Below are 15,570 nucleotides of genomic sequence, written 5' to 3' on the forward strand. Positions count from 1 at the left end.
TTATAAAGCAAAATAAATTATGCTATTCAATAGTTTCACCATGCTGACTTAAATCTAATCCTCTTTCTTCTTGGTCTTCACGAACACGCATTTTTAATAGTTTATCTACAATAAAAAATAATAAATAACTACCTCCGAAAGTAAAGACTGCTGTTAAAACTAATGCAATGATGTGGTAATAAAACGTTTCTGTTTCTCCGTAAACTAATCCAACCTTAGCTGCAAAAACTGCTGTTAAAATCATACCAACAACGCCTCCAATTCCGTGAGAAGGAAAAACATCTAAAGTATCATCAATACTAGTTTTATTCTTTAAATGTATCATCCAATTAGAAATTATAGAAGCTACAAAACCTATCAATACAGATTGCCCAATATTTACAAAACCAGCAGCTGGTGTAATTGCTACTAAACCTACGACTGCTCCAATACAGGCCCCAATAGCTGACATTTTACGTCCCATAAAACGTTCATAAAACAACCAAGTTATCATTGCTGTTGCAGAGGCTACGTTTGTGTTTGCAAAAGCTATAACTGCATCACCATTTGCTCCTAAAGCTGAGCCAGCATTAAAACCAAACCAACCAAACCATAATAATCCTGTTCCTAAAATTACGTAAGGTACATTAGCATGAGTTTCTAATGCTTTTTTACGTTTTCCTAAATAAATTGCACCAGCTAAAGCAGCAAAACCTGCTGACATATGTACCACGGTTCCTCCTGCAAAATCGAGTACTCCCCAATTTCTAAGTAAACCATCTGGATGCCAAGTCATATGTGCCAGAGGACTATATATCAAAAGACTAAACAATACCATAAACAAAATATAACTTCGAAAACGAATACGTCCTGCAAAACTTCCTGTAATTAGAGCTGGTGTTATTATGGCAAACTTTAATTGAAATAAAGCATATAAAAGAAACGGAATTGTCTCAGAAAAGTCTGGGTTTGGCTCGATACCAACGTTTTTAAAATTTAGGAACGTCAAAGGATTACCAATAATACCTCCGATACTGTCTCCAAAAGCCAAACTAAAACCAACTAAAACCCAAAGAACACTAATTACACCTAGCGCTACAAAACTTTGAAGCATCGTAGAAATCACATTCTTTTTATTTATCATTCCTCCATAAAAAAAAGATAAACCTGGTGTCATTAAAAGAACAAACGCACTTGCAACTAGCATCCAAGCAGTATCTGCTTTATCAATTACAGAAGTTAATTCTTGATAACTTGTTGCAGTAAAAGCACAAAAAATGACGATAATTGTAAGGACAATAAAGTTGATTTTTTTTCCCATGGTGGTGAAAATAATTAAGTTAGAATTTGGATTAAAATCGATGACAAATTATGATTTATCTATCTGAATTTCAATGTAGAATTCGTAAAAATGTCCCTTTTAAAATTAGATATTCGCAAAATTCTGTCACATAAATCAAAGTTAATTACTTTATAAAAAGGGCTTTAAGTTGTAAATTTGCAGAATACAAAAAAAATCTAGATTTAACATGACATATAGAATAGAAAAAGATACGATGGGAGACGTAAAAGTCCCTTCTGATAAGCTTTGGGGCGCACAAACTGAACGTTCTAGAAACAACTTTAAAATTGGTGCACCAGCATCTATGCCACTTGAAGTTGTTTATGGCTTTGCTTATCTTAAAAAAGCAGCTGCTTATACCAATTGTGAATTAGGTGTTTTGCCCGAAGAGAAACGCGATTTAATCGCTCAGGTTTGTGATGAGATTTTAGATGGAAAACATGATGACCAATTTCCTTTGGTTATCTGGCAAACTGGTTCTGGTACTCAGAGTAACATGAATGTAAATGAAGTTGTTGCAAATCGTGCACATCAAATTGCAGGAAAAGTTATTGGTGAAGGTGAAAAAACCATTCAGCCAAATGATGATGTTAATAAATCACAATCATCAAATGACACATTTCCAACAGGAATGCATATTGCGGGATATAAAAAAATTGTTGAAACGACGATTCCTGGAATCATTCAATTACGAAATACACTTCATAAAAAATCAATAGAATTCAATAATGTTGTAAAAATTGGTCGTACGCACTTAATGGATGCTACACCTTTAACTTTAGGACAAGAATTTTCGGGTTATGTATCTCAATTAGATCATGGCATTATAGCTTTAGAAAATACATTAAAGCATTTAAGCGAACTAGCATTAGGTGGTACAGCAGTTGGTACTGGCTTAAATACTCCAGAAGGTTATGACGTTTTAGTAGCAAAATACATTGCAGAATTTACAAACTTACCATTCATCACTGCAAAAAATAAGTTTGAAGCCCTAGCTGCTCATGATGCTATCGTAGAAACACATGGCGCTTTGAAGCAAGTTGCTGTATCTCTAAATAAAATTGCAAACGATATTCGTATGATGGCATCTGGTCCTCGTTCTGGTATTGGAGAAATAATTATTCCTGCTAACGAACCAGGAAGCTCAATCATGCCAGGTAAAGTAAATCCAACACAGTGTGAGGCTTTGACCATGGTATGCGCACAAGTTATGGGTAACGATATCGCAGTTACTGTTGGTGGTACACAAGGTCATTACGAGCTTAATGTATTTAAACCAATGATGGCAGCTAACTTATTACAATCAGCACAGTTAATTGGAGATGCTTGTGTAAGCTTCGATGAACATTGTGCTTCTGGTATCGAACCAAATCACGCTGTAATTAAAGAATTACTTAATAATTCTTTAATGTTAGTTACTGCTTTGAATACTAAGATTGGTTATTATAAAGCTGCAGAAATTGCAAATACAGCCCACAAAAACGGAACAACCTTAAAAGAAGAAGCTATCAATTTGGGGTATGTTACTGCCGAAGATTATGACGAATGGGTAAAACCTGAAGATATGGTTGGAAGTCTAAAGTAATTATTTATTCAAAAACACTTTTAAACTGCCATTTCAATTTAATTTGAAATGGCAGTTTTTCTTTTCTAATAGTTTGATTTTTTTGTAAATTGATTTCTTTCTAAACCAAAACCTATATCTCATTGTCTATTCTTATAAAAAATATAAAACAACTTGTCCAAGTACACGAAAATAGTGTAACTATAGTAAAAGGTGCAGATATGAATAAGCTTCCTGTGATAGAGAATGCTTATTTATACATACAAGACGACACTATTGTAGAGTTTGGTACTATGGATTTTTGTGAAGGTATTGATGCCGAAACAGAAATTGATGCTACAGGGAAAATTGTTTTGCCTTCTTGGTGTGACTCACATACACACATCGTTTATGCAGGTAATCGCGTTCCTGAATTTGTTGACAGAATTAATGGGTTGACGTATGCGGAGATTGCAAATCGTGGTGGAGGAATTTTAAATTCTGCAAAACAACTAAAAGATGCTTCTGAAGCTGAATTATATGAGCAATCCATGAAACGATTGGACGAAATGATTGCCATGGGAACAGGAGCAGTAGAAATTAAGACTGGTTATGGTTTAACCGTTGAAACTGAGCTAAAAATGCTCAAAGTCATAAGACGTATTAAACAGGATACTTTAGCTAAAATCGCACCAACTTTATTGGCTGCACATGCAATTCCGGCTGAATTTAAAGACAACAAAAAAGAATATATAGATAAGATTATTAATGAGTTAATACCTAAAGCCTCAGCACTACGTATTGCAAAATATATCGACGTGTTTTGTGAAGATGGTTATTTCTCTGTTGAAGATACTGAAGCTATTTTAAAAGCTGGAAAAAAACACAATCTCACTCCAAAAATACACGTCAATCAATTTAATATTCTTGGTGGTGTAAAACTTGGTGTTGATTATAAAGCCTTATCTGTTGATCACTTAGAAGAACTAGATGACAATGATATTGAAGCTTTAAAAGAGAGTGATGCCATGCCAGTTTCCTTACCTGCTTGCTCATACTTTTTGGGAATCCCATACACACCTGCTAGACAGATAATTGATGCCGGATTACCGTTAGCTATCGCTACAGATTACAATCCTGGTTCTACACCAAGTGGCAACATGAATTTTGTTGTAAGCACTGCATGTATAAAGTTAAAAATGACACCAGAAGAAGCTATAAATGCAGCAACTATAAATGGCGCCTATGCAATGGGTTTCAGTAATATGTATGGCAGTATAACTCGTGGTAAAAAAGCAAATATTATCATTACAAAACAAATGGAAAGTTATGCTCAAATACCGTATGAATTTGCTCACAATCCAATCGATACAGTAATTGTCAATGGACAAGTCCTTTAATTTTAGACTCTCGAAAGATAAACCACTATCGAAGATTGCAATTGGTCATGGAATCCTAAGATTTAATGATTTGTATAACCATGTACATCAATTACAATATGGGCGGAATTCTAATAGGAAAAATTTAGAACTAATAATTACTGAAGCCAAAGGCACTTGCTCTTCAAAGCACGCTTTTTTAAAACAAGTTGCAATTGAAAACGATTTTGAGGCTTTATCCTTATGGATTGGTATTTATAAAATGAATGCCGAAAACACAAAAAGTATCCATTCTGTGTTAGAAAAATATGAAATAGTATATATACCTGAAGCACATTGCTACTTAAAGTATAAAGGCAAACGTTACGATATTACATTCCCGAATAGTCAGAATGTAAAATTTGAAGATTATCTTTTAGAAGAGGAAGAAATAATTCCTGAACAGGTAAACACTTATAAGGTTCAAATGCACAGAAATTACATTAAGAATTGGCTTAAAACAGGTATTATTCCATATAGTTTTGAAGAAGTTTGGAACATTAGAGAGACCTGTATCTTGGCTTTACAAAACAAAAAAGTCTGATGTGTTCATCTGCATCAGACTTTTTCTATAAACTAACCAACCAATTTATATTTTCTACCTAAGCGTAAACTCAGAAGTAGAAATTAATGTGTTTTCATTAAATACATTAACTACATAACGACCTTTTTCAAATTTCTCATCACCTGTAGGTGCTACAAATTCGCAAATATTTAGATTTCTGTTTTCGTAGTTAAAACGACTAATTAAACTATAATTAAGTATTTGCTCTTCAAATTCAACTTGATTATTAGCACCTAAAACATTACTCTGTGGATCAATAATCTGAACATACAATTCTTTGTCGCCAGCATCTGCTAAAGTGTTTCTAGCAACTGTGTAGCAAACTTTAATCTTATCACTACGTCTAGCGCGCTCTGTTGGGATTTGCTTCCCACTACTTCTTTCTATTACCCCAAAACCTTTAAGTCCTGTTGTTTGTAAGGCTCCAGCATCTTTAACAACATCTGCTAATTCAATATTCTGAACTAAAAGCGAATCAGTAAATGCAGAACGCTCAGCCAATTGAATCTGTGTACTATCTAGTGAAGTCGCTAATAATTCATTTTCTACTTTTAAACGGTCGTTTTCTACTAACAGTACGTCCATTTCTTTTTGCAAAGCCAAATATTTCTTTTTGTATCTCCATAAGCTACCAACACTATTTTGAGATACTTTTAAAGAATCCATCAAACCTTGAATACGCTCTCTAGCTTCTACTAATTTCGCATTAGAAACCTCATTTTCTCCAATCGCAGCATCGTACTGCTTAGCCATGACATTTAAGTCATTCATCACTTGTTTCTTTTCGTTAACTAGTGTTGCCTCAGTTTCTTTTTTCTCGCTGTATAATTTAGAAGCATAAAATCCTGTTCCTAAAAATAAGGCGAGTAGGATTCCTAAACCTACCTTTAAACCGATATTATTATTTGTTCCACTCATAGTTCTTGTTTTTAAGTTATTATTAATTCTTGTTTTTAAGTTTAATTCAAGTTTGATATCATATTAAACATTAATTTTATTCAAAATTAACAAGGATGCAAAATCTCATTCTATTTACGTCTAATGACCTTAAGTTGTGTATTAACACTCGAAAAGGCGAAACCAAATTTGGCGAACATGTTCAGTTGATTAACAACCTCACTAACATATACGACGATATTTTAGCATTGGACGTTGACTATGTCATTTTTGGTATTTCAGAAGATATAGGTGTAATTGCAAACTATGGAAAATCAGGCACATACAAGGCTTGGGAAGCTACTATAAAAGTTTTGTTAAATACTCAAAGTAATGCTTTTATCAACCCAAAACGCATCTTAATTTTAGGTCATTTAGACTATTCTGAAACTAGAAAATCATTAAAAGACCAACAGCTATCTTCTAAAAAACAAATTACTCTAGCCAGAAAACTTACTGGAACAGTTGATGCAGATGTATCTCATTTAATGTTTTCTATAATTAAGGCTGGTAAAACACCTATAGTTATTGGCGGCGGACATAATAATGCATACGGAAACATAAAAGGTACATCTTTAGCACTAAATAAGCCTATAAATGCCGTAAACTTCGATGCACATCACGATTTTAGACCCGAAGAAGGCAGACATAGTGGTAATGGCTTTAGTTATGCATATAACGAAGGTTTTTTGAAGAATTATTTCATTTTTGGGTTACATGAAAATTATATTTCCCAGAATAGTCTTGATACACTAAATAAGATTAAAACTGTTGAATTTAATACGTTTGAAGATATATGCGTTAGAAAAAAACTGACCTTTAAATCTGAAGTTAAACGTGCAATATCTCACGTATCTTCTTCCAACTTTGGTATAGAAATAGACTGCGATGCTATTAAAAATATGCCGAGTAGCGCAATGACGCCAAGTGGATTTAGTACTAACCAAGCGAGACGCTTTATAAGTCATATTGGTAATCATAAAAACGCAACATATTTGCATATTTGTGAAGCTGCACCGAAGAAAAAGACCGAAACTAAAGTGGGGAAATTTATTTCTTATCTCATTACAGATTTTATAAAAGCACATGGACGTTAAAATAATAGGTTACGACTCTCAATACGCAAAGTATTTCTATGACTATAATATTGAATGGTTAGAAACTTTCTTTTACGTAGAACCATATGATAAAGAGGTTTTAAGCAAACCAGAGACTTATATTATTAATAAAGGTGGTTTTATATTCTTTGCAAAAAATGAAGGCAAAGTTTTAGGAACCGTTGCATTGATGCCAACTGAAAAAGAAGGTGTTTTAGAACTTACTAAAATGGCTGTTTTACCAGATGCGCGTGGTCAAAAAATTGGTCAGAAATTATTGCAACATTGTATCGATTTTGCCAAACAAAAAGAACTTAAAGCACTCATGCTCTATTCTAACACCAAACTAGAGAATGCCATATATCTCTATCGCAAATATGGTTTTAAAGAACAAGTGTTAGAAAAAGACAATCCTTATCAGCGTGCGGATATTAAGATGCTGATAGAGTTTTAGTCATCGATGTCAAACATATTATGTGTTTCACAGTTTAAACCATGATTATAGCATGTAAAAATAACTGTTTCCTTAAGTAGTTCTTCTATTTCACTGTTATTCGGATAAATTGCTTGAGCTAACTTAAATTCAGAATAAGCACCAATATAATTTTGTTTTTCTAATCTGTATTTACCTGACTTCATTAAAAAATTGAAAGCCCATAAATCATTACTTTTTTTTGCCTCTATTTGATGATTATAATGATTTTGTTCATAAACCATCCATCTTGGGAGCATTATAAAAATGATTAACCCAAAAGATAAAAGAATTACAATACTTATAATGAAACTATTACTTCGTTTAGATGGTTGTAACTTAAATTCACGATTATTCTTAGGTAGCGAGGTGAATGAGCCTTTTCGTTGCATAGAAAATGGCTTACGAGGTCGCATCGTATATATCCATTTTTGCATTCCCATACCCATATAACCCATTGAAAGACTTTACATTATAAGTCTAAAACCTTATAGAATTGTTACAAAATATTAGTTATAATATTAATTCTTATTGGGTTCTCTACTTTTAAAATCTTTGATGATTTCTTTAGCTAAAGCTTTATAAAAGTATTTATATTCATAATTATTATGAAAAAGGTCATTATCGGTTTCATTAAGCAACTGATGTTGCATATTCATTCTAGGGATATAAATTTCTTTAACTTTAATCTGATAATCGTCTATATAACCCATAAATTTTTTCTCTTTATAAATATGTATCCATGAAAATTTATTTGAATACTCTCTAAGAGTTTTTATCATAAATGCTTTGGAAGGATTGTCATAAACACCATACTTATAAATAATTTTATTAATTATAACTTTTATGTAATCTGACAATGTGGGAAAGTTTAAACAATTAACCTCATTTATAGATTTATAGATAAGTACTGATAGCCAATCTTTGTCTAATTGTAAATCAATAACTTTAAAATAATAGTCTGTTTTTTGATTTTTATAAGTATTGAACAAATATGAGGTTGTATTTTGAGTTTTATATACCTCAATAACCCTATTATTTATAAGATTAAGTATAGTAAGTCTCAATGTAGCTATTGAATGCCATAGCCAGTTAAAATCTTGATTGAAAGAGGATGTTGAATATTTAAATCTTGGATATTTACCAATAACATATAGACCAATATCATCGCAGTTAACAAATTCAAAATCAAAATCAATTTTTAAATTTTGGTGCTGTTTTTTCTCATATAAACTAAAACCAAAAAATTTGTGAGATTTAATAATTCGACTCGAATCATCGTTCATAATTAATTTCCCAAAGACTTAAGAGAATCCAACTTACGTTGAAGTATCTCTATCTCTTTAGATTTATCATTAATTTCAGGAATAATACTTAACGAATCTATAGCTTGCTGAATATCTCTGTCTTCTTGTGGTTCTTTCTCATTAAAATAATACCCAATACCTTCACTAGAGCGCCATGCTTCGTTTAGTTGACTGTACACCATTTCGTCCCAAGTACTTGGATGTTTTACATCTATCCAAATAACATCTCTGTATTCACTGTCAATAACCACTAAATCTGGAGTTGCCGATCCATCAAACTGTTCAGCATTAGTGTCACTAATTGAAGATATCGTTCCTAAAAAGAACATACGTTTACGACCTGCAATTTCTTTTATATATGGCCTAAACTCGACTGGTGTACTTGCTTTCCAATCGTACTCTTTACGAGATTCCTTAACCTTTAATGGCATCGCCGAAACACCAGCATAGCCTTGCTTTTTACTTGCATGGTCGTAATAAAATAATTTATCAGAGCCATCTGCCGGAATAAAAACACTGTAACTTAAGCTTGTACGTTCTACTCCAATTGGCTCTAAGCCAAACCAATGGTATAAACCACTGTAAGCATTTGTATTGCTATCCACAAAATCAAAATCTGTAACATATGGTTGCTGATTTTGGTCTTTTGGCATATCTGGTATCTTTACAGCTGTTTCCATATTCCATGGTAATGGATCACTAAAACCTCCAAGGAATTTTAAAGATTCAGCTTGTAGTTGCGATACTTTTTCAGACAATGTGTTTTGCTTATTTAAAAATGGATAGTCCTTAATACTCTCTGGACCAACGAATGTGCCTTTACCGATAGTAATACGCTCTATATAATCATTAAAATCATGTTCACCATTATCTACAATCATTACACCACCAAATGTAGGATACGGAAAGAAAAAACCTTTCCATTTAATTAAACTCACCACTTGTACCCAATCACCGTTATCATTCTTCATATAAAAGGTATCACTTGGTTCGTAATTAAATAACATCCAAGGATTAAACCTTTGAACTACTGCATTATAAGTGTTTCTACTGAACTTTAAAGTTTCGCCTATTGAAAACGTAACAGGAATTCTATTTTCATTAGAGAAACGTGGGAATGGCGTTGTACTACTTACCGAAAATACTTCCTCAGTATTATCGCTAATTCGTTGCATTATGTATTTCTCTGAAGGCTGTATTGCCATTGTCCATTTATTTTCATCATCTACTCTTACTAAGTGTGGTAATGAAACATCTTTTGTTTCTCCTACACTTTCGTTAGCCATTGAAAATATATTACGTAATGGTTGAATACGTTCGTTTTGTGTTAATGGCAATTCATGGATTTCAACTTTATTCAAGTTGTTGAATACGTTATAGGTCTTCATATAATCGTACATCCCATAATGCCAACCAAATATATATAATACACCAAAAAAGAGAATGAGTAAACCTAGGATTCCTAAACGCCCACCTGTACTCGCTGTTTTACGAAATTTACGCAATCCTAAAAACAATAGGATAAGACAAACTACGATAACAAAAAGGTATTTTCTGAAGAATAACAGTGCTGGTTGGTAGTCGTCTCGTAAAACAAATAATAGAATAAGCAATACTAAACTTAGTAATACAGTAATTATTCTTTGCTTTCGTCCTTTTTTCCAGTAAGATTTTATCATAATAAGTAAAATTACATTAAGCCTTTATCTTTCAATCGCTCACGTGCAGATTTCTCTTTGGCTTTAAAATCGTTCTTTGGCTCAGCTTCTATTTCTTTTTTTGCCACTTCTACAACTTTAGCATCTTTAGTTTTTAAGTCTTCGATAAAATCTTTCCCCTTTTCTACAGCGTCACCAACTGTATCACTTATAGAATCACTTTTTTCTTCAATAACCTCAGAAGATTTTATGACAAAACTCGCTAAGTATGTTCCAAGTAGTGTTCCTACTGCAAATGAAGCAAAAGCTGAAATACCGTTATAACTTGAAAATACAGCTAATGGCGTTAAAAATTCAACAATTAAGGCAGCAATTAAAACTAAACTTACTACAAAAATTATACGGGGTAATATACCTTGTTTGTAAACAAAGCCTTTTTGGTCATCAGGAGACATCTGTAGTTCTTTGCTATTTACAATTTTATTTAATGTTCGATATAAGCCATTTCCATTAGATTCTCTCCAATAAAGAAAAATCCCAAAAAGGATGGCTGAAATAAATATTACGAGTTCTAGTCCCATTTTTTATTTTATTTTATTAGTCATTAAAATTATGCTAATGTTACGCTAAGCACAAATTTATTTTTTTATGCTATATAAATAATAATTACTAGTTTTATCAAATTGAAAAAATTATTCACATAATTATGAAAAAACATCTACTTTTTCTAGTACTTTTTACTGGTTTATTTGCCTATTCACAAGAAATATCTGCACCATTAAAAGTTGGAGATGAAATTGAAGTTAACTTTACCTCTAGCTTAGATTATAGCAATAATGACTCTGGAATCGTATATTCTAAAGAATTTAGGTCAACAGGTTCTGGGTATATAAAGTTATATTTTGAAAATTTTGACTTAAACACGGGTGACTTTCTTAAAATATATGGAGCTGTATCAGGAGAAGAAATTATATACACTGGCTCTGGTAAAGTGATCAACAGCAACCAAACCTTAGATAAATTTTGGTCAAAAACTATTTGGGAAGACCATATTATTGTTGAGTTACATAGTCAAAATGGTAATGGTAATCATTATGGTTTTGATATTACAAAAGTTGCTTATGGTTATCCTATTGATAAAATTTCTGGTGCTTTTGAAATCAGTTCTCAGCAATTAGAAACTGTTTGTAGTGGTGATGAAAGAGAACAAGCTGCTTGTTATGATGGCACTGAAATTGGTCGTAAATCTAATGCCATATGTAGACTACTCATCGGAGGTGCCAGTCTTTGCACAGGTTGGTTAATCGGAACTGAAGGACATATAATGACAAATAATCATTGTATAGGTGATGCTGCTAGTGCTGCAAATACTGAATTTTTATTCAACTTTCGTAATAGTGATTGTTCAGGCCTAAATTCAGATGTATCAGATTTGGTAGCATCTTCATCAACTTTTATACAAACAAATAATGCTCTTGATTTTACACTTGTTCAGTTACCTGTTAACCCAACAAATACATACGGTTATCTTAGTTTAGCTTCAACTCCTCCAGCAGTTGGTGAACGTATCTATCATCCTCAACATCCAGGTGGTAGACGAAACGAAATTGCTGTTTTTACTGATACAAATCCAGGTCCTAATGGATACACTGTTGTAACAAATGCTGGTGATGGTGGAGCAAGAGTAGAATACTTTCATGATACTGAAGGAGGAAGTTCTGGCTCTCCTGTATTAAGATATAGTGATCATTTGGTGATTGGGCTTCATAATACTGGTGGTTGCCCTAATGGTGCAGCAGGTAGATCTGATGAGATAATTAATGCTCTTGGAAGTATTATAACTAATATAGACGGTGCTATTGATGATCCTAACCCAGATTCTCCTAGAATTAGTTTTAGCACTATTCCAAGTGATAGCTCAGAAGGTTCAGATTGTACTTTTCAAGAAATTATTTTTGACCTTAGGATAGCTTTACCTCCATCTGAAAATGCAGATGTAACTATAAACACTTCTGGTACAGCAACTGAAGGAACTGATTTTGAAATATTAAGCCCTAATCCAATTACTTTTTTAGCTGGCGAGGATGAAGACAAACAGATTACTCTGAGAATTTATAATGATGCATATGTTGAAGGAAATGAGGATTTTACATTGAGTTTATCTCTAGATGCAAATGATGGAGATGCAAATTTAGATCAGAATAGTAGTTTTACGCATACAATAATGGATGATGATTATGGACCAGAGATAGGCAGTGAAACATCGCTAATGACTGAGGATTTTGAGTCAGATTTATCAAATTGGGTAGTAACTGGAAATGGTACAAGTAACTTTCAGATTGGTAATGCTACTGATGCATCATCTGCAAATTGGAGTGCCAATGGAAATACAACTAACTTCATTTTTGTAAACGACGATGCCTGTAATTGTGATATGAGCGAAGAGCGACTACGATATGCAAATAATATAGATTTATCTCAATTAAATAGTGCCTTTCTAAATTTTGATATAAAATATTTAGATTCCAACGATCAGTACGCATCTGATTTATATGTACAAACTTCAATAGACAATGGTGTTTCTTGGCAAAATGCGGGTAGTGAAATCCCAACATTTAATAATTGGGGAAATATGAGTGTAGACTTATCATCGGTAATAGGTCAGTCTAATGTACTTGTATCATTTTTATATAATGATTTATCAAATTGGTCTTATGCTTTAGCACTTGACAACATATCCTTGATTGGTCTAGGTGAAGCACAAATACAAACGACAATTAATTCTGGCGCAAGTAACACACAATCTTTAATTAACGGTTTAGGGACAATGTATGCATACGATTCGTTATCAGGTAATATTATGGCAAATTTCACAAACAATGCTAATAATAACTTTGGTTGTACAGGGATATCTGTGACAAGAGAAGGTACTAATGGTGTGAGTCATAATGGTTCTACTGGTGTAGATTTAGCAATGGAGAAGCAGTTTACAATCTCATCTACTGAGGAAAATGTAAATGGTAATATAAATGTTACATTCTACTTTACTGAAGCAGAAATAGCTGGCTGGGAAAATGCAGTTAGTGCAGCAGGTGGATCTAGTACAAGGTCTGATTTATTTATGGAGAGAAATTTAAGAACAGGAACTCGGGAGATAAGTTCTGTTACTTTAGGCACATATGATAATGGAGTAACGCTTACCGGAAATTTTGCTGAGATTGGTGGTAAATATACTTTTGCGCCTAATAAAGTTCTAAGTAATTCAGAAAATGACTTAGTGAATTTTACAGTTTATCCAAACCCTACTCGTGATTATATTAATATTCAATCAAAAGTAAATTTTAACAAGGTTGAATTATATAGTATTACTGGAAAAAAGATAAATACAATTAGCAACACTGATAATTTGCGTTCAACGCAAATAGATATGACTAATTTAGATATTGGGATTTACTTTATAAAAATTCAAAATAGTGATACTAATCTTACATCTGTTATTAAAATAATAAAGAATTAAGGATTAATAAATAAACAGTAAAAAGCCTCATGAGTACATGAGGCTTTTTTTTATATATTTTTAGTAATAGTCATAATCACCCAATCCCTGAACGAGTCATCCCATGTATCATAACTCTTATAAAACTGGTCTTTGTTATACCAATATAAAAACAATACATCTTTTGGGGCTACATTAATCAAAAGCCTCCAGATTAAATCTTGATGCTGTACAGATAATGAAGAATGTGGTTTATGTAGTGCAAAATACATTTGTTCGTCTACCATATCTTCTAATTTAAAAGCGTTACTACGCTCTAATTTTTCAAGATATAACTCAACACTCATAACTTGCTTACGAGATTTAATATCAATCTTATTGAGATAACTCTTAAACAACATAGAGTCTGAAAGTATGTCATTAATTGGATGTTGTGTCTCAGTCAATAGTTGTGCAAATTCGAATTTCTTAATTCTATCATATTTACTTGTATTGACAATATCTTCGAGATTTACCTCGATAATAATGTGATCACGAAGTTTCTCGATTAATTCAGGTTGAGAAATATGATAAATTAAAACATCATGTATTGTGTCTTTTATGGCTTCTTTATAAGATTCCATATCCTCAAAAACAACAATTGTTTTTATAAAATCTCTTAAAACATAAACACCATTGAATGCCTTAGTATAAAAGGAACCAGACTTAAATTTTAGATTTGGTAATTCTAAGTCTCTACCTCTTAAATCTCCATATTGCTTTGCTGATTCTAGAATTTGATTTTGTAATTCTTCGTTTATAAAATTATGATTGGTTTTAAACTTTTCAATCAACTGAAATTGCTCGCGCTGTTGATGGTATAGATTATCCATTAGATGAAAATTAATGGTAATCTCATCATACTTAAGTACATCTAAAGGTTCATAAAACGTATCAATTTTTTGGTCAAAATCTATAATTATAGCAGAATCCCTAGTAATGTCATTAATCTTTTTCGAATAACTCTTGAAAATTAATTGCATCATATCTCTGTCAAAAGAATGATACGGCGAATACACTGGTTTTCTATTCTGTAATGGTGAAATAATAATACCATGAGGGTTTGAAGCACCGTTACATAAATAATTTTCGTCTTTTTTTTCTTCTGCAACTTCTGGACTCCAACCTACACCATCAATTGAAAACTTTTTGAGCTTGGTAGCTGTAAAACCCAACTTAACTAAACATTTGTTATAACGTTCGACGAGTTTTCCACTTACTGGAATAAGTTCACTTCTGTATAAATTTGCTTGTTTTAGTTTTTGCATAAATTGCTATTCTTCAATTAAACCAACCGATAAGCTCAAAAATTCCTATTAATGTGAAAAAAATTATAATGACAAGAAAAATAACAAAAATGATTCCTTTAATTTTTTCTTTTAGAGCTGATGGCTTTTCACGGCTTTTTAGAAATTCATATCTATTATCATATACAGGGATGACATTTTCTAAAGCACCATATAAATAGCACCAATTGCCTTTATTAATTGGAATAGATTCATTATTATTTAATTTTCGATCCTCAAATAATTTAACTGCTTTTAGCAATTGACGGGCAAAAGGTATTAATCCATCTTCATTTGCTTGTATATCAGGAAAATCATTCCCTGTTATCCCAAAATAAGCTTCGTTTTGATGAGCACTTTCACCTAAAATTTTTATTATTTGATCTAATTTTATGTTATCAATCCTTGACATCGCAATTTCATAATTATCTG

14 protein-coding genes are annotated in these 15,570 nt (G+C 32.2%); 6 read left to right on the plus strand and 8 right to left on the minus strand.

Translation table 11 applies throughout. The features are described 5' to 3' along the window. Positions 1 to 22: 22 nt before the first annotated feature. On the minus strand, positions 23 to 1,300 hold the full coding sequence (locus BTO05_RS02860) for an ammonium transporter (protein WP_087491209.1): 1,278 nt from the start codon (positions 1,298 to 1,300) through the stop codon (positions 23 to 25). Positions 1,301 to 1,508: 208 nt separating this feature from the next. Between BTO05_RS02860 and fumC the strand changes: the two genes are divergently transcribed. The 3 genes from fumC to BTO05_RS02875 all read left to right on the plus strand — a co-directional run bounded on the left by fumC (position 1,509) and on the right by BTO05_RS02875 (position 4,826). Beyond that, a complete protein-coding gene (gene fumC, locus BTO05_RS02865) occupies positions 1,509 to 2,906 on the plus strand; it encodes a class II fumarate hydratase (protein WP_087491210.1) in 1,398 nt (465 codons plus the stop codon). Positions 2,907 to 3,028: 122 nt separating this feature from the next. Further along, on the plus strand, positions 3,029 to 4,264 hold the full coding sequence (gene hutI / locus BTO05_RS02870; RefSeq protein ID WP_087491211.1) for an imidazolonepropionase: 1,236 nt from the start codon (positions 3,029 to 3,031) through the stop codon (positions 4,262 to 4,264). Next, entirely contained in the window at positions 4,248 to 4,826 is a 579-nt protein-coding gene (locus tag BTO05_RS02875; RefSeq protein ID WP_087491212.1) for a hypothetical protein, read from the plus strand. Before hutI ends, BTO05_RS02875 begins: the two co-directional genes overlap by 17 nt. A gap of 54 nt (positions 4,827 to 4,880) precedes the next feature. On the opposite strand, the gene BTO05_RS02880 is transcribed toward BTO05_RS02875, so the two are convergent. Continuing rightward, positions 4,881 to 5,765 (minus strand): chromosome partitioning protein ParA, encoded by an 885-nt coding sequence (locus BTO05_RS02880; RefSeq protein WP_087491213.1) that lies wholly within the window; start codon positions 5,763 to 5,765, stop codon positions 4,881 to 4,883. A gap of 95 nt (positions 5,766 to 5,860) precedes the next feature. Here BTO05_RS02880 and BTO05_RS02885 point away from each other — a divergent pair, with 95 nt between their 5' ends. Both BTO05_RS02885 and BTO05_RS02890 read left to right on the plus strand, forming a co-directional pair. Then, positions 5,861 to 6,880, plus strand: coding sequence for a formimidoylglutamase (locus BTO05_RS02885; protein WP_087491214.1), 1,020 nt, complete (start codon positions 5,861 to 5,863; stop codon positions 6,878 to 6,880). Further along, positions 6,870 to 7,334 (plus strand): GNAT family N-acetyltransferase, encoded by a 465-nt coding sequence (locus BTO05_RS02890; protein ID WP_087491215.1) that lies wholly within the window; start codon positions 6,870 to 6,872, stop codon positions 7,332 to 7,334. The genes BTO05_RS02885 and BTO05_RS02890 overlap by 11 nt, the downstream gene beginning before the upstream one ends. Here BTO05_RS02890 and BTO05_RS02895 read toward each other — a convergent pair. From BTO05_RS02895 to BTO05_RS02910, 4 genes are all read right to left on the minus strand, one after another. Beyond that, positions 7,331 to 7,810: a hypothetical protein gene (locus BTO05_RS02895; RefSeq protein WP_087491216.1), complete on the minus strand. Its 480-nt coding sequence runs from the start codon at positions 7,808 to 7,810 to the stop codon at positions 7,331 to 7,333. The genes BTO05_RS02890 and BTO05_RS02895 overlap by 4 nt on opposite strands. Positions 7,811 to 7,873: 63 nt before the next feature. Beyond that, positions 7,874 to 8,638: a hypothetical protein gene (locus BTO05_RS02900; RefSeq protein ID WP_087491217.1), complete on the minus strand. Its 765-nt coding sequence runs from the start codon at positions 8,636 to 8,638 to the stop codon at positions 7,874 to 7,876. A 2-nt stretch (positions 8,639 to 8,640) separates the two neighbouring features. Beyond that, positions 8,641 to 10,338: a hypothetical protein gene (locus tag BTO05_RS02905; protein WP_087491218.1), complete on the minus strand. Its 1,698-nt coding sequence runs from the start codon at positions 10,336 to 10,338 to the stop codon at positions 8,641 to 8,643. A gap of 11 nt (positions 10,339 to 10,349) precedes the next feature. Continuing rightward, on the minus strand, positions 10,350 to 10,898 hold the full coding sequence (locus BTO05_RS02910; protein WP_087491219.1) for a hypothetical protein: 549 nt from the start codon (positions 10,896 to 10,898) through the stop codon (positions 10,350 to 10,352). Positions 10,899 to 11,023: 125 nt separating this feature from the next. Here BTO05_RS02910 and BTO05_RS02915 point away from each other — a divergent pair, with 125 nt between their 5' ends. Then, positions 11,024 to 13,834: a trypsin-like peptidase domain-containing protein gene (locus BTO05_RS02915; RefSeq protein ID WP_087491220.1), complete on the plus strand. Its 2,811-nt coding sequence runs from the start codon at positions 11,024 to 11,026 to the stop codon at positions 13,832 to 13,834. 50 nt (positions 13,835 to 13,884) lie between these two features. On the opposite strand, the gene BTO05_RS02920 is transcribed toward BTO05_RS02915, so the two are convergent. Together BTO05_RS02920 and BTO05_RS02925 are read right to left on the minus strand one after the other, a co-directional pair. Beyond that, positions 13,885 to 15,120 (minus strand): DUF6638 family protein, encoded by a 1,236-nt coding sequence (locus tag BTO05_RS02920; protein WP_087491221.1) that lies wholly within the window; start codon positions 15,118 to 15,120, stop codon positions 13,885 to 13,887. Positions 15,121 to 15,133: 13 nt separating this feature from the next. Further along, positions 15,134 to 15,550, minus strand: coding sequence for a hypothetical protein (locus BTO05_RS02925; protein ID WP_087491222.1), 417 nt, complete (start codon positions 15,548 to 15,550; stop codon positions 15,134 to 15,136). Positions 15,551 to 15,570 lie beyond the last annotated feature (20 nt).

The organism is Winogradskyella sp. PC-19 (genome assembly GCF_002163855.1).
GTDB lineage: Bacteria > Bacteroidota > Bacteroidia > Flavobacteriales > Flavobacteriaceae > Winogradskyella.

Bases quoted from the DNA above. Each gene is read 5' to 3' on its own strand.
- BTO05_RS02885 (WP_087491214.1), top strand. From the start codon at position 5,861: ATGCAAAATCTCATTCTATTTACGTCTAATGACCTTAAGTTGTGTATT.
- BTO05_RS02900 (WP_087491217.1), bottom strand. From the start codon at position 8,638: ATGAACGATGATTCGAGTCGAATTATTAAATCTCACAAATTTTTTGGT.
- BTO05_RS02880 (WP_087491213.1), bottom strand. From the start codon at position 5,765: ATGAGTGGAACAAATAATAATATCGGTTTAAAGGTAGGTTTAGGAATC.
- fumC (WP_087491210.1), top strand. From the start codon at position 1,509: ATGACATATAGAATAGAAAAAGATACGATGGGAGACGTAAAAGTCCCT.
- BTO05_RS02905 (WP_087491218.1), bottom strand. From the start codon at position 10,338: ATGATAAAATCTTACTGGAAAAAAGGACGAAAGCAAAGAATAATTACT.
- BTO05_RS02860 (WP_087491209.1), bottom strand. From the start codon at position 1,300: ATGGGAAAAAAAATCAACTTTATTGTCCTTACAATTATCGTCATTTTT.
- BTO05_RS02920 (WP_087491221.1), bottom strand. From the start codon at position 15,120: ATGCAAAAACTAAAACAAGCAAATTTATACAGAAGTGAACTTATTCCA.
- BTO05_RS02910 (WP_087491219.1), bottom strand. From the start codon at position 10,898: ATGGGACTAGAACTCGTAATATTTATTTCAGCCATCCTTTTTGGGATT.
- BTO05_RS02915 (WP_087491220.1), top strand. From the start codon at position 11,024: ATGAAAAAACATCTACTTTTTCTAGTACTTTTTACTGGTTTATTTGCC.
- BTO05_RS02895 (WP_087491216.1), bottom strand. From the start codon at position 7,810: ATGGGTTATATGGGTATGGGAATGCAAAAATGGATATATACGATGCGA.
- BTO05_RS02890 (WP_087491215.1), top strand. From the start codon at position 6,870: ATGGACGTTAAAATAATAGGTTACGACTCTCAATACGCAAAGTATTTC.
- BTO05_RS02875 (WP_087491212.1), top strand. From the start codon at position 4,248: ATGGACAAGTCCTTTAATTTTAGACTCTCGAAAGATAAACCACTATCG.
- BTO05_RS02925 (WP_087491222.1), bottom strand. From the start codon at position 15,550: ATGTCAAGGATTGATAACATAAAATTAGATCAAATAATAAAAATTTTA.